The sequence below is a fragment of the Microcella humidisoli genome (assembly GCF_024362325.1).
GTDB classification, from domain to species: domain Bacteria; phylum Actinomycetota; class Actinomycetes; order Actinomycetales; family Microbacteriaceae; genus Microcella; species Microcella humidisoli.
Genome location: NZ_CP101497.1, coordinates 1,788,690 through 1,802,701, shown reverse-complemented (window position 1 = coordinate 1,802,701; position 14,012 = coordinate 1,788,690). Strand labels below are relative to the sequence as shown.

The 14,012-nt window shown below is 70.7% G+C and carries 13 protein-coding genes; 6 read left to right on the top strand and 7 right to left on the bottom strand.

The annotated features are described in order from the left end of the window. Positions 1-77: 77 nt before the first annotated feature. A complete protein-coding gene (locus tag NNL39_RS08700; RefSeq protein WP_255158898.1) occupies positions 78-977 on the top strand; it encodes a hypothetical protein in 900 nt (299 codons plus the stop codon). Here the strand turns inward: NNL39_RS08700 and NNL39_RS08695 are convergent. Further along, positions 862-2,574, bottom strand: coding sequence for an ATP-dependent helicase (locus NNL39_RS08695; protein ID WP_255158897.1), 1,713 nt, complete (start codon positions 2,572-2,574; stop codon positions 862-864). The genes NNL39_RS08700 and NNL39_RS08695 overlap by 116 nt on opposite strands. Beyond that, on the bottom strand, positions 2,571-3,524 hold the full coding sequence (gene nudC, locus NNL39_RS08690; RefSeq protein ID WP_255158895.1) for an NAD(+) diphosphatase: 954 nt from the start codon (positions 3,522-3,524) through the stop codon (positions 2,571-2,573). Before nudC ends, NNL39_RS08695 begins: the two co-directional genes overlap by 4 nt. Before the next feature lie 98 nt (positions 3,525-3,622). Between nudC and NNL39_RS08685 the strand changes: the two genes are divergently transcribed. Further along, positions 3,623-4,630 carry a phosphotransferase gene (locus tag NNL39_RS08685; protein ID WP_255158893.1) on the top strand — a complete coding sequence of 336 codons (1,008 nt, stop codon included), beginning with the start codon at positions 3,623-3,625 and terminating at the stop codon, positions 4,628-4,630. On the opposite strand, the gene NNL39_RS08680 is transcribed toward NNL39_RS08685, so the two are convergent. The 3 genes from NNL39_RS08680 to NNL39_RS08670 form a co-directional block, all read right to left on the bottom strand. Then, complete coding sequence (locus NNL39_RS08680) at positions 4,627-5,331, bottom strand: gamma-glutamyl-gamma-aminobutyrate hydrolase family protein (protein WP_255158891.1); 705 nt, start codon at positions 5,329-5,331, stop codon at positions 4,627-4,629. The genes NNL39_RS08685 and NNL39_RS08680 overlap by 4 nt on opposite strands. Further along, the gene (locus NNL39_RS08675) at positions 5,328-5,609 is read right to left on the bottom strand and encodes a hypothetical protein (RefSeq protein WP_255158890.1); all 282 of its coding nucleotides are present in this window, start codon (positions 5,607-5,609) and stop codon (positions 5,328-5,330) included. The genes NNL39_RS08680 and NNL39_RS08675 overlap by 4 nt, the downstream gene beginning before the upstream one ends. A gap of 76 nt (positions 5,610-5,685) precedes the next feature. Further along, positions 5,686-7,188, bottom strand: coding sequence for an APC family permease (locus NNL39_RS08670; protein WP_255158888.1), 1,503 nt, complete (start codon positions 7,186-7,188; stop codon positions 5,686-5,688). A gap of 195 nt (positions 7,189-7,383) precedes the next feature. Between NNL39_RS08670 and NNL39_RS08665 the strand changes: the two genes are divergently transcribed. Next, positions 7,384-8,196: an acetoacetate decarboxylase family protein gene (locus NNL39_RS08665; RefSeq protein ID WP_255158886.1), complete on the top strand. Its 813-nt coding sequence runs from the start codon at positions 7,384-7,386 to the stop codon at positions 8,194-8,196. A 101-nt stretch (positions 8,197-8,297) separates the two neighbouring features. Here NNL39_RS08665 and NNL39_RS08660 read toward each other — a convergent pair whose 3' ends face one another. After that, positions 8,298-9,647, bottom strand: a complete 1,350-nt coding sequence (locus NNL39_RS08660) for a glutamine synthetase family protein (RefSeq protein WP_255158885.1) — start codon at positions 9,645-9,647, stop codon at positions 8,298-8,300. A gap of 95 nt (positions 9,648-9,742) precedes the next feature. Between NNL39_RS08660 and NNL39_RS08655 the strand changes: the two genes are divergently transcribed. Beyond that, positions 9,743-10,459: a type 1 glutamine amidotransferase gene (locus NNL39_RS08655; RefSeq protein ID WP_255158883.1), complete on the top strand. Its 717-nt coding sequence runs from the start codon at positions 9,743-9,745 to the stop codon at positions 10,457-10,459. A gap of 119 nt (positions 10,460-10,578) precedes the next feature. Here the strand turns inward: NNL39_RS08655 and NNL39_RS08650 are convergent, their stop codons facing one another. Continuing rightward, positions 10,579-11,820, bottom strand: a complete 1,242-nt coding sequence (locus NNL39_RS08650) for a cytochrome P450 (RefSeq protein WP_255158881.1) — start codon at positions 11,818-11,820, stop codon at positions 10,579-10,581. 134 nt (positions 11,821-11,954) lie between these two features. On the opposite strand from NNL39_RS08650, the gene NNL39_RS08645 reads away from it, so the two are divergent. Further along, positions 11,955-12,455 (top strand): MarR family winged helix-turn-helix transcriptional regulator, encoded by a 501-nt coding sequence (locus tag NNL39_RS08645; RefSeq protein ID WP_255158879.1) that lies wholly within the window; start codon positions 11,955-11,957, stop codon positions 12,453-12,455. A gap of 90 nt (positions 12,456-12,545) precedes the next feature. Beyond that, the gene (locus tag NNL39_RS08640) at positions 12,546-14,009 is read left to right on the top strand and encodes an aldehyde dehydrogenase (protein WP_255158877.1); all 1,464 of its coding nucleotides are present in this window, start codon (positions 12,546-12,548) and stop codon (positions 14,007-14,009) included. The last annotated feature ends 3 nt before the right edge of the window (positions 14,010-14,012 follow it).

The window sequence follows — 14,012 nt, the reverse complement described above, 5'->3', positions numbered from 1 at the left end:
ACCGGATCTCGACCGCCGTTGCTGCGGGCTGTGGATGCGCGGCGCGCGCCCGCGGCACCGCCCGCATCATGTGCGCCATGATCCTGCGCCTCGACCCCCGCCGCCCTCTCGTCTGGCGAACGCCGCACAGCCTGCAGATCGGGGTGGACCCGGTGCTCGCACAGCTCGACGACGTGAGCGAGGGCGATGCCCGGCTCGTCGACGCGCTCACCGTCGGTGTCACGCGCGACGGTCTGGCGATGCTCGCCGACCGGGCCATCGTGCCCGAGGACCGCGTCGAGGCGATCATCAGGGCGCTCGCCCCGGCGCTGGTCGAGGCGAACATCGCGCCTGCGCCGTCGAGCGCGATCGCGGTCATCGGCTCGGGGCTCGGCGCTCGCCGCATCGCGGCCGTGCTGCTCGAGGCGGGGCACGCCGTGACGCTCACCCCGAGCATGACCGCACGCCCGCGCTGCGCCCGACCCGCGATCGTCGTGCTCGTGAGCACGCACGTCGTCGACCCGATCGAGCACCAGCGCTGGCTGCGGCGCGACATTCCGCACCTGCCGATGGTCTTCGGCGAGGCGGCCGTGACCGTGGGGCCGCTCGTGCTGCCGGGCGAATCCGGTTGCTTGGCCTGCGTCGAGCAGCGGCGCACGCTCGACGACCCGGCGCGGCCGGCCATCGCCGCGCAGCTCTGGGGCACGGCGGCCGCGGCCGAGACGGCGCCGCTCGCGACGGAGGCGGCGGTCGAAGCGCTGCGCCTGCTGCGCGCGGGCATCCCGACCCCGCCCCTGTCGACGAGCGTGCGGCTCGACGCCGAGAGCGGCGTGCGCACCGTGCGGCAGTGGCGCCCGAGCCCGCAGTGCGGTTGCCGCGGGATCAGCCCGTGGCCGGAGCCCGCACCTCGTCGAGGAACCGGCTCGGTGCGCGTTCGGCGCGGGCCGAGGTCGCCCGTTGCGCCCACGACAGCTCGAGCACCTTTCGCGCACGCGTGATGCCGACGTAGAACAGCCGACGCTCCTCGTCGATCGCCTCGAGGCCCTGGGCGAACGTGATCGGCACGAGCCCCTCGCTGAGGCCCGCGATGTAGACGCAGTCCCACTCGAGGCCCTTCGCCGCGTGCAGCGTCGACAGCGTCACGGCCGAGCGCGTCGGCGCGTGCTGCTGCTGCTGGCGCCGCTGCAGCTCGCGCACGAAGTCGGCGAGCGTCGTGCCCTTCGGCGACTCCTCCGCCAGGCCGAGCAGCGCGTTCATGCTCTCCCACTTCGCCCGCTCGGCGCCGCCGCCCTCGGGCGGGTCCTGTCGCCAGCCGAGCCCGCGCAGCACGTCGCTCACGCTCTTGAAGAGCGGCTCGTCGGTGATCGAGATCGACGCGCCGCGCAGCAGCATGATCGCCTGCTTGACCTCGATCTGGTCGAAGAACCGGCTGTCGGCGCGCGACTGCACCGGCACGCCGAAGCGGCCGAGCGCCGACTCGAGCGCGATCGACTGCGTGTTGATGCGGTAGAGCACGGCGATCGATTCGGGCGGCGTGCCGTCGGCGATGCGGCGCGCGATCGACTGCGCGATGGATGCCGCTTCCGCGGCATCGTCGACGTGCTTGCTCACCGAGGGGGCCGCGCCCCGCTCACTGCCCTCGCTCGCGGCGTGCAGCGTCAGCGCGCCCGGCCGCCCGCGCATGAGCCGGTTGGCGAGCGTCACGATCGCGGTCGTCGAGCGGTAGTTGTCTTCGAGCCGCACGACGCGCGCCTCGGGGTACTCGCTGCCGAAGCGCACCAGGTAGTCGCTCGTCGCACCCGCGAACGAGTAGATCGTCTGCGAGGCGTCGCCGACGACGCAGAGCTCGCGCCGTCCGCCGAGCCACAGGGTGAGCAGGTCGTGCTGCAGCGGCGAGACGTCCTGATACTCGTCGACGACGAAGAAGCGGTACTGCGCGCGCACCTGCTCGGCGACGCGCGGCTCGTTCTCGATCATGCCCGCCGTCGCGAGCAGCACGTCTTCGAAGTCGATCTGCTTGCGCTCGTCTTTGATGCGCTCGTAGGTCTGCTGCAACGCCACCATGGCATCCACGCTCAGGCGGGCGGGAAGGGTGCGGCTGTGGGCGGCGCGGGCGTAGTCGTCGATCGAGAGCCGACTGACTTTGCGCCACTCGATCTCGGCAGCGGCATCCCGAAGCCCCGCGGTATCGAGGCTGAGCTTGAGCACGCCCGCGGCCTGGCCCAGCAGCGGGCCCTTGCCCTCGAGCACGCGCGGGGGCGTGCCGCCGACGACGATGGGCCAGAAGTAATGCAGCTGCCGCAGCGCCGCCGAGTGGAAGGTGCGCGCCGCGACGCCCTCCGCGCCGAGCGCGCGCAACCGGCCGAGCAGCTCGCCCGCCGCGCGCGTCGTGAAGGTCAGCGCCATGACGCGCTGCGGGTCGTAGGCGCCCGTCGCGACCCCGTAGGCGATGCGGTGCGTGATGGCACGCGTCTTGCCCGTGCCGGCGCCCGCGAGCACGCACACCGGGCCGAGCAGCGCCTCTGCCACCTGGCGCTGGTGGTCGTCGAGGGCGGCCAGCAGCCGGTCGGGGCTGACGACGGGCTCAGCGGTCATGGAGCATCCAGCGACCCGCCGAACCAGTCCTCGATGATGGCGCGGGCGATCGAGGTGCGGCCGGGCAGCAGGATCTCGCCGAGGCTCGCGGCGAGCTCGTCGCGGCTGAACCAGCGCAGATCGAGGATCTCGGCGCCGTCGGGCCGCAGGTCGTTCGCGTGCGCGGGATCGAGGCGCGCGCGGAACCCCAGCATGAGGGAGGCGGGGAACGGCCAAGGCTGCGAGCCGACGTACTCGGCGTCGATGACGCGCAGGCCCGACTCCTCGAAGACCTCGCGCACGACGGCGGCCTCGAGCGACTCCCCCGGCTCGACGAAGCCCGCGAGCAGCGAGAAGCGGTTCGACTCCCACAGCGCGTTGCTGCCGAGCACGAGGCGGTCGTCGGCATCGGTGATGCCGACGATGACGGCCGCGTCGGTGCGGGGGAAGAGCTCGGCCCCCGTCTCGACATCGACGCGCACCCAGCCGGCCTTCGCGGCGACCGTCGGGTTGCCCGTGCGCGGCGAGAAGCGGTGCGTGTCGTGCCAGTTGGCCAGGCCGAGGGCCTCGATGGCAAGGCCCGCGTCGCGGTCGCCCAGCCGGTGGCCGAGCGTGCGCGGCGAGGCCCAGCGCGTCACATCGGCTTCGAGCGCGGGGCCCGACTCGTCGTCCAGCACGACCGCCGTGATCGCTGCTCCGGCCGGCACCCCGCCCTCGGCCTCGAGCGTGCGGCCGAGGTAGATGCGCAGCGCCTCGGCGGGGGCGGATGCCCACGGCAGCAGCGCGAGCGCGGGAGCGGTGGCCGCATCCCGCGCCGTCGTCAGCAGCACCTCGCCGCGCCACAGCGCCACGATGCGTGCGTCGGGATCGGCCGCGAGCTCGTCGAACAGCTGGGGGCGGTCGCGCGCGGCGTGATCGCGGTCGATGCGGTACCGGGAGAGCGGCAGGTGCTGCGTCAGCGAACGGGGCATCGAAACCTCTCAGCGTCACGCACGGCAGCGGTGGTCACATCGGCGCCCCGGCGCGTGGCGCGGGGCCCCGGCGGGCCCGGGCAACCTACCCTGTCGGTATGTCCCGCCGATCGCCTCTCACTCTAGCCGCGCTCGCCACCTCGGCCGTCGCCGGTCTCGACGTGACGCACGCGGCCCCGCTCGGCGGCACGGGGGGCGAGGTCGACTCGGCACTGCTGAGCACCCGCGACGGCCGCACCCTCGTCATCCGCGTGCCCCGCACGGCCGCCGCCGAGAGCGAGCAGTCGGCCGATCTCGTCGCCGTGCGCGCGCTCAGCGACGGCGTGCGCGCCCGGCTGCCGTTCGGCGTGCCGCGCATGCTCGGCCAAGCGCCCATCGACGGCACGCGCGCGATCGTCTCCGAGTTCGTCGACGGCGCTCCGGTGCGGCTCGACGCGATCACGCCCGGCACCGCGGCGTCGATCGGGCGGGCGATCGCCGCGATCCACGCTCTGCCGACGAGCGTCGTCGCCGACGTCGGCCTGCCGCAGTTGCGCGCGATCGACGTCATGCGCGAGGCCGTGACGACGCTCGACCGGGCGGCCGCGACGGGCCTCGTGCCCGCCGCCCTGCTGCGGCGCTGGGAACTCGCGGCCGAAGACTCGGCCCTCTGGCAGTTCACGCCCACCGTCATCAACGGCTCGCTCAGCGCCGCCTCGTTCCTCGTGGTCGGCGACTCGGTCACGGGCCTGCTCGGCTGGGCGCGCCTGCAGGTGGGCGACCCCGCGCGCGATCTGTTCTGGATGCTCGGCTCGAGCAACCCGGATGTTCCCGAGACCGCCTTCGACGCCTACCACCAAGCGCGCGGCGTGCACGATCGCGAGGTCGGCCGGCGCGCGGTGTTCGCGGCCGAGCTGGAGCTCGCCCGCTGGCTGCTGCACGGCACCGAGCGGCGCTCGACCGAGATCGTCGACGACGCCGTGGGCATGCTGCACGCCCTGCTCGATCGCGTGAGCGGCGACCTCACCAACCCCCTGGCCGCCGAGCCCACCGCCTCGCTCGGGCTCGACGAGGTCGACGAACTGCTCGAGCGCGGCACACCGCGCTCCCCCGGTTCGGCGTACTAGCGCTGCGCGGCCTCGACGAGCGCGGTGAAGAGCCGCAGGTCGTCGGGCGACTCCTCGGGGTGCCACTGCACCGCGACGCCGAACGACAGCGCGTCGATGTCGACCGCCTGGATGATGCCGTCATCACCGCGGGCGCTCACGGTGAGCCCCGGGGCGAGGTGGTTGATGGCCTGGTGGTGGTAGCTCTTGACGGTGAGGCTCGCGCCGAGCATCCCGCCGATGCGCGTGCCCGGCTCGGTGAGCACCGGGTTGTCGGCGAAGGTCGCGTTGCCGTAGCTGTAGCGGGTCGAGCCGATCACGTCGGGCAGGTGCTGCACGAGCGTGCCGCCGAGGGCCACGTTGAGCACCTGCAGGCCGCGGCAGATGCCGAGCACGGGCAGGTCGCGCGCGATCGCGGCGTGCACGAGCGCGATCTCCCAGGCGTCGCGGTCGGGGCGCGGGGCGTCGTTCTCGGGATGCGCACGCTCGCCGTACAGCGCCGCATCGACGTCTTTCCCGCCCGTGAGGATGAGGCCGTCGATGCCCTCGAGCACGCGCTCGACGGCGTCGGGGTGCGGGGGCTGCGGGGGCAGCCCGACGACCGCTCCCCCGGCGGCGATCACGCAGTCGGTGTAGACGCGCGGCAGCACGGCCGCCGGGCGGTCCCACAGGCCCATGACCGTCTGCTCCATGTAGGTGGTCAGGCCGATGAGCGCGGTCACGCGGTGTCGCCCTCCGGCGGGCCCGCGAGGCGGCGGGCGATGATGCCGCGCGCGCGGCGCAGGGCGCGCACGAGCTCCGGCTGACGGATGCCGAGCTCTTGGCTCACATCGCTGTAGGTGCGACGCTGCACGAGCACTCCGGTCGCGGCGGCCTGCAGGTCGTGCGGCAGGCGGGCGATCCCGGCCTCGAGCTCGGCGGGGGTGAGGCTGGCGACGACGCGCTCGAGGCGGGCATCCTCAGGATCGACCACATCGAGGTCGAAGTCGTCGTCGCGCATGGGTGTCTCCATTCCGTTGGTGCGGGGTGATGCTCGGGAGCGGCCGGATCGGCGACCGCTCCCGAGCGTCGACGAACTAGCTGGCGAAGTCCTTCACGAGCTGCTCGTTCTCCTTCTTGTTGATGAGCGCCGCCACGTAGCCGATCACGAGGAAGATGAACGGCAGCAGCACGAGGAACCAGCCGAGCGGGTTCAGCAGCCACGCGCTCTCGGGCAGCGAGGGGTCGACGCCGTCGGGCACGGTGCCGGCCAGCAGGTTGAAGCGCGACATCACCAGGTAGAGCCCGATCGCGAGCAGCACGATCGACACCGCCGGGGCGATGACGGTCTTCCAGAGGTTTCCGCCACCGACGCGGCGGAAGTACACGATCACCGCGATCGAGACGAGGATCTCGACGACGATGACCGAGATGGCCGTGATCGAGCTCATCCAGAAGAACAGGTTGCCGATCGGGTCGAGGCCGGCCACCGCGAAGATGATCATGACGAGGGCGGCGAGCGCCGACGTGATGACCACGCCGCCGACGGGGGCACCGGCCTTGTTGGTCACGGCCGCCCGCGCCGGGAACACGCCGCCGCGCCCGAGGGCGAAGAAGTAGCGCGCTGCGGCGTTCTGGAAGGCCAGCAGTCCGGCGAAGAGGCTCGTGATGACGAGGATCGTCATGATCGTGACGAGCCACGGGCCGACGTACTGCTCGGTGAGGCTGAAGAGCACCCCGGCCGGGTTCGCGAGCACGTTGCCGTCGGCATCCATCGAGCGCGTGACGACCTCGTCGATGATGCCGCTCGCGCCCATTCCGGTCACCATGCCGAACGAGACGATCGCGAACAGGATGCTGATGGTCGAGATGGCGATGTAGGTGGCCAGCGGCACGGTGCGCTTGGGGTCTTTCGACTCCTCGCCATAGATGGCCGTGGCCTCGAAGCCGATGAAGCTCGCGAGGGCGAAGGCCAGGGCGATGCCGGCACCGCCCGCGAAGCCGCCCGCGAAGATGTTCTCCGGGCTGAACGAGGCCGCGAGGTTCCAGCCCTCCGGGCCGCCGTTGGCGAGCATGGCGACTGCGGCGACGAGCAGCGAGGTGATCTCGAGCACGAGCAGCACCCCGAGCACCTTCGCCCCGACGTCGACGCTCAGCAGCGAGAGGCCGGTGACGAGCGCCCAGGCGATGAAGGCCCAGATGTACCAGGGCAGGCTCACGCCGAGCTCAGCCATGGTGCCCTCGACGAGCCCGCCGAAGAAGCCGTAGATGGCGAGCTGGATGGTGACGTAGGTGAGGATCGACACGAACGCCGAGGCGACGCCGGCGTTGACGCCGAGGCCCTTGCCGACGTAGGCGAAGAAGGCGCCCGAGTTGGTGACGCGCTGGCTCATGGCGGCGTAGCCGACGCTGAACAGCAGCAGGGTCAGGCCGACCACGAGGTAGGCACCGGGGGCACCGGCTCCGTTGCCGACGAGCATGGCGACGGGCACGGCACCGGTGATGCCGACGAGCGGGGCGGAGGCCGCCACCACGAAGAAGACGACGCCGATGACGCCGAGACGACCCTTGCGCAGGGTCGATTGGGGGGTGTCAGTCATGGATCCAGAACTCCTCATTGAGTTGGGGTGGATCGTTCGTGTCGAAACGACCTGGCGCCATAGTGGTGCACGGGTGGGCGCGCGTCAAGCAGAATCACGGGTCTGCCCGTGTCGCGCGTGCTTGCGCGCGGGTGCGGAACGGGCATCCGGAATTGCCTATCGTTAGTTCACGAATGATTCGGTAGCCTGACCCTCATGGCCTCGCTCAATGGATTCCTCGCCCCGAAGACCCCGAGCGGCGCGAGCGCGCTCGTTCCCGACATGCCCTGGTTCTACTCGGGCACGCTGCTCACCGCCGAGTACCGCACCGACCCCGCGAACGTCGCCGCCCTGCTGCCCGAGGGCCTCGAGCTCGCCGACGACGACCCCGGAGCGGTGGCGCTCATCTGGGCCGACTGGCAGTCGTGCTCGACCGGCGGCGCCGAGCTGCTCGACCCCATGCGCTCGCAGTACCTCGAGACCTTCGCCGTCGTGCGCGTGAAGCATGACGGCAAGACGTACACGCGCTGCGTCGCCATCTGGGTGACGAAAGACTTCGCGATCGGCCGCGGCTGGTTCCAGGGCTACCCGAAGAAGCTCGGCTCGATGGCGGTCACGCGCGTCTTCAATGTCGGCAAGGCCTCACCGCGCCTCGCACCGGGCGCGAAGCTCGGCGCCTCGCTCGCGGCGTACGACCACCGCCTCGCCTCACTCGTCGTGACGCTGCGTGAGCCCAGCGAGTCGAACGGCTTCGTGAACGGCCACCCCATGCTGCATTCACGATGGATGCCCTCCATCACCCCCGGCGCCGGCAACAGCCTCGACCAGCTCATCACCATGAGCACGACCGACGCCGAGATCGGCGAAACCTGGGTGGGCGACTTCGAGCTCGAGCTGCACGACTCCCCCTGGGACGAACTCGCGTCGATCCTGCCCGTGCAGGAGAAGATTGCGGCGTACTACCGCGAGGTCGGCGTGACGTTCAACGGGGGGTCGCTCGTCGCCGATCGGTCCAACCCCGCCGTCTAGATCAAGAGTGGGAACGAGAAAGGCCCAGGAGCGTTGCTCCCGGGCCCTTCTCGTCTGATTCCTGCGAGATCCAAGAATCTGTGTTTGCTGACTTCCTGGACCTACAGGTCCAGGAAGTACTCCCGCACCTCCCACGCGGTCACGTCGCGCGTCGACGGGTCGGGCACGTCGGCGGTGTAGCGCTCGATCTCGTCGCGCTTCATGACTTCGAAGACGTCGACCAGCTCGCCGCCGAGCATCTCGATGAGGGCGCTGTCGGCGCGCAGAGCATCCAGAGCATCGCCCAGGGTCATCGGCAGGATCGCCTGCGACTCGTCTTCGTAGCTGTAGCCGACGGCGGCCGGCGGGGCGGCCAGCTCGCGGCGGATGCCGTCGAGGCCAGCCGCGAGCAGGGCCGCGGTCATGAGGTACGCGTTGGCGGCGCCGTCGCCCAAGCGCATCTCGAGGCGGGTTCCGCCGCCGCGCTCCGGCGGCACGCGCAGCATGGCGCTGCGGTTGTCGTAGCCCCAGTTGGCGCGGTAGGGCGCGAGGGTGTCGGGGCCGAGGCGCTTGAAGGCGTTGATCGTGGGGTTGCAGAACGCGGTGAGCGCCGCGGCGTGCTCGACGATGCCCGCGATCATGTGCTGCGCGAGCGGGCTGAGGCCATCGCCCTCGTGCATGAGGTTCTCGCCCTGCGCGTCGACGAGCGACATGTGCAAGTGGAAGCCGCTGCCGCCCTCGTCGCTCCACGGCTTGCCCGCGAAGGTGGCCGCCTGGCCGACGCGCGCGATGACGTCTTTCACACCCGCCTTGAGCATGAACGCGCGGTCGCACGCGTCGAGCGCCTCGCCGTGCCAGATGTTGATCTCGTACTGGCTGGGGCTGAACTCGTGGTTGCCGGCGAATACGCCGATGCGCAGCTGGTCGAGCATGCGCAGCAGGTGCAGGAAGGTGCCCTTGGGGTCGACCGTCGCACCGCTCGTGTACACGCGGCCGGGCTGCGTAAGGGCGCGCGTGAAGCCGCCCTCGGGGTTGCGGTCGGCGATGTAGAACTCGAGTTCGGGGCCGACGAGCGGCGTGAGGCCGAGCTTCGCGTACTCGCCGACGATGCGCTCGAGCAGCACGCGCGGCGAGAGCGGGCTCGGCGTGCCGTCGGGGTTGTTCGCGCCGGCGACGACGAAGGCCACGCCGGGCTCCCACGGCAGGGCGCGCCAGCTGCCCGGAACGATCTGGCTGATGAAGTCTTCGAGCCCGTTGCTGAGCACGTCAGCACCGTCGAGCACACCGCCCTGCGTCGTCGTCACCCACACGCCCCGGCAGAACGCCGGCCCGCCGTGGCTGATCTTGTCGAGCTCGCTCACGAGCAGGTCTTTCGACCGCACGGTGCCGATGATGTCGGCGTAGATGACGCGCAGCACGTCGATCTTGGCCGAGAGCAGCTCGCTCTGCAGGGCGGACAGGCTGTGGCTCATGTGCGACTCCTTCGTGGCACTCGGGCGGCTCGAACGAAAATCGTTCGGACTCAAACGAGATAGTAGACTACCCACCGACTCGATGGGGAGGTCTGATGCGCGTTCTGTTCATCCAGCACGATCACGTGAGCCCGCTGGGCCCGGTCGGCGAGCGCTTCGCGCACCACGGATTCGCCATCGACACGCATCTCGTCGTCGCGGAGAGCGACTTCGCAGCGCCCAACATCGAGACCGCATTCCCCGCCGTCGCCGACTACGACGTGCTCGTACCGCTCGGCGCCCCCTGGGGCGCGTGGGACGACGCCTGCATCGGCCGCTGGCTCCTCCCCGAGATCGCGTGGCTGCGCGCCGCCGTCGATTCCGGGATGCCCGTGCTGGGCATCTGCTTCGGCGGCCAGTTGCTCGCCCGCGCCCTCGGCGGCTCGGTGGCGCCCGCCCCCCGCGGGGAGATCGGCTGGACCTCGGTGTGGAGCGACGACCCGACCCTCGTCGGCGAGGGGCCGTGGTTCCAGTTCCACTACGACCGCTGGACCGTGCCACCCGGCGCCGTCGAGATCGCGCGCACGCCCGCGGCCTCGCAGGCCTTCGTCGTGGGGCGGTCGCTCGCCGTGCAGTTCCACCCCGAGCTCGATGCCGCAGGGCTGCAGGGGTGGCTCGACTGGGGCGGAGCATCCAAGGTTCAGGAGAACGGCGACGACCCCGCGATCATGCTCGCGCAGACGCGCGCGGTTGAAGCCGCCGCGCGCGAGCGCACCTTCGCGCTCGTCGACGCGTTCCTCACCGACGTCGCGGGGCTGCTCCCCCGCGCGTAGCCGACCGACCATCACGTCGGTGCGGGCCTCCATCGGTCCCGAATTGGCTCAGCGATCGCATCCGCCGGAAATACGGGACCGATCGACGGCCGTCGTAACCGCAGCCGCGGCCCTCGCCGCTAGGCCACGCGCACCGGCATGCGCTTGATGCCGTGCACGAAGTTGCTGCGCAGGTAGTCGAGGTCGCCTGCGCGCTCGAGCGTGACGTCGCGCGTCAGCAGGTCTTCGAACATGATGCGCAGCTCGATGCGGGCGAGCGCGTTGCCGAGGCACATGTGCGGGCCGCCGCGGCCGAACGACATGTGCTCGTTGGGGTTGCGCGTCACGTCGAAGCGGTACGGGTCGTCGAAGATGGCCGAGTCGCGGTTGCCCGAGGCGAACCACACGACGACCTTCTCGCCCTCGCTGATCTGCGTGTCGGAGAACTCGACATCCTTCGTGGCCGTACGGCGGAAGTGGTAGACCGGCGAGGCGTAGCGCAGGAACTCCTCGACCGCCCACGGGATGAGCGAGGGGTCGTTGCGCAGGATCTCGAGCTGCGACGGGTTGTCGAGCAGGTTCTTCATCGAGTGCGTGATCGTGTGCCGGGTCGTCTCATTGCCGGCGACGACGAGCAGCAGGAAGTTGGTGTTGAACTCGTGCTCGCTGAGCGGCTGCCCGTCACTCGGCACACCGTCGGCGAGCAGCGTGATGAGGTCGGTGCCGCCCTTGCCTCGGCGCTCAGCCGCGAGGTGCTTGCCGTACTCGTAGACCTCGATCGCGGCGGGCGAGCGGAACGGCACGTGCTTGTACTCGTCGCTGTCGGCCGAGCCGATGAGCACATCGGCGTGCTCCGGGTCGGTGTTGCCGACCATGCGGTTGCCCCACTCGATGAGCTGGCCCGTGTCACTGTCGGGCACGCCCAGCAGTCGCGCGAGCACGCGGATCGGGAAGTCGGCGCTGACCTCCTCGACGAAGTCGAACTCCTTCTTCGCGAGCGCAGCATCCAACGTCTTCGCGGTGATGCCGCGCAGGAAGGTCTCGTACTTGGCGACGGCCTGGGGCGTGAACTCGCCCTGCAGCATGCGGCGCAGCGCGCGGTGGCGCAGACCGTCGGTCTCGAGCAGCGACCGGCGCTGGTCTTGCATGGCCGGGTCGACCTCTTCGAGGTTGGTGAACTTGGTCGACGTGAACGTCTCGGTGTCGCGCAGGATGCGCACGATGTCGTGGTACCGCGTCGCCGACCAGAAGCCGCTGTTGGGCGCCTCTTCGGTCGAGTAGTGCAGGCCGGGCGTGGCTCGCAGCTCGTCGAAGACGCCCCACGGGGCGCCGCCCGCGAAGAGATCGAGGTCAGCGAGGGTGAGGTCTGTCGTCGTCGACATGGTGCTCCTGCTCTCATGGGAAGCGATTTGTTCGGATGCTAACGAACTTCGGCGCGCGAGTCGAGCCTCAAGGTGGTTTCGATGCGAATGAGTGAGGATGGAGGTCGCGCGAACCGCGCGCAAGAGAGGGAACCATGCCGAGTCCGCACACCCTGGCCGAGACCGAAGAGCGCGTCGCCGGCAAGCTCGGCACCCTGCCCCTCGACTTCGAGGCGATGGCCGTGGTCTCGAACCTCTTCCGCGCCGCCAACGCCACCCGCAACTACCTCGAGCGCAGCGTGCTCGCCGCGACGGGCCTGTCGTGGACAGCGTTCGTCGTGCTCTGGGTCACCTGGATCTGGGAGCCCATCGAAACCCGGCAGATCGCCGAGGAGGGCGGGTTCTCGAAGGCGACCCTCACGGGGGTGCTCGGAACCCTCGAGTCGAAGGGCTATCTGCTGCGCGAGCGCAGCGACAAAGACGGCCGGCTCGTCAACGTGTCGATGACGCCCGCGGGCCGCGAGCTCATGTCCACGCTCTTCCCGACCTTCAACGACCACGAGCGCACGATCACCTCGAGCCTCGACCCCGCCCGGCGAAGCGAACTCGCCGACATGCTGCGCGCGATCACCCAGGTGACGGAGGGGCAGCGGTAAGGCATCCCCTCTTGCGCGACGGTCCTCCTCGGCTAGACTCCTGCCAAACGTTCGTATCCGAACGAATAGCGATCGCAAGGGAGCAACCGCGTGCATCAGGTTGAGCTGGCCGGACTGACCGTCGACACGCGGCACTCCATCGGCGGGCAGCGCGTCGCCTCGGCCGAGACCTTCGAGAGCATCTCGCCCATCGACGGCACCGTGCTCGCGCATATCGCCCGTGGCGGGGCCGCCGAGGCCGATGCCGCCGTGCAGGCCGCGCGCACCGCGTTCCCGGGCTGGCGCGACCTCGGGCCCACCGGCCGCGGCGAGATCCTGCACCGCCTCGCCGACCTGATCGAGGCGAACGTCGAAGCGCTCTCGCAGCTCGAGACCCTCGACAACGGCTCGCTGCTGCGCAGCCACCGGCGGGGCGTCATGCCGCGCGTCGCCATGAACATCCGGTTCTTCGCCGACTGGGCTCTCAACGAGCTGTCGCACCCCGTCTGGCAGACCCGCGGGCACGACAACGTGGTCAGCTGGGATCCGTCGGGCGTCGCCGCGATCATCACGCCCTGGAACGCTCCGCTCATGCTCGCCACGTGGCGCATCGGCCCGGCCCTCGCCGCGGGCGACACCGTCGTGCTCAAGCCTGCGGAATGGACGCCGCTCACGGCGAGCGTCTTCGCCGACCTGTGCGAGCAGGCGGGGATGCCCGCCGGAGTCTTCAACGTCGTGCAGGGCTACGGCGCCGAGGTGGGCGCGGCCCTCGTCGCGCATCCCGGAATCGCCCGCATCGCCTTCACCGGCTCGGTGCCGACGGCGAAGGCCATCGCGCGCGCCGCGGCCGAGAACCTCACGCCTGTGAGCTTCGAGCTCGGCGGCAAGAGCCCGCTCATCATCACCGACGACGCCGACCTCGACCTCGCGGTCGAGATCGCCGTCGAGCAGTACGACAACGCCGGGCAGGTGTGCCTCTCGGGCACGCGGCTGCTCGTGCACGAGAGCATCGCCGACGAGTTCGCTGAGCGCTTCGCGGCGAAAGCGGCCCAGATCGTTCAGGGCGACCCGCGCGACGAGGCCACCCAGATCGGCCCGCAGATCCACCGCGTGCACCTCGACCGCGTGGCCGGCTTCGTCGAGCGCGCGCAGGCCGCGGGCGCGCAGGTCGCCTTCGGTGGCGGCCCCAACAACGACTTGGGCGGCCTCTACTACCGGCCCACGCTCATCACGGGGGCGACCCCCGGCAGCGAGATCCTGACTGCGGAGGTGTTCGGCCCCGTGCTCGCGATGCAGACGTTCTCGACCGATGAGGAGGCCGTGCAGCTCGCCAATGCGACCGAGTATGGGCTCGCCGCCGTCGTCGTGTGCGGCGACCGCGACCGCGCCGAGCGCCTGACGAAGAACCTCGTCGCCGGCACCATCTGGGTCAACTGCTTCTTCGTTCGCGATCTGGCCGCGCCCTTCGGCGGCAGCAAGAAGAGCGGCATCGGCCGTGAAGGCGGCGTGTGGTCGTTCGACTTCTACGCCGACGTCAAGAACACCGTCTACGCACCCTCTGGGTGGAAGGAGTAACTC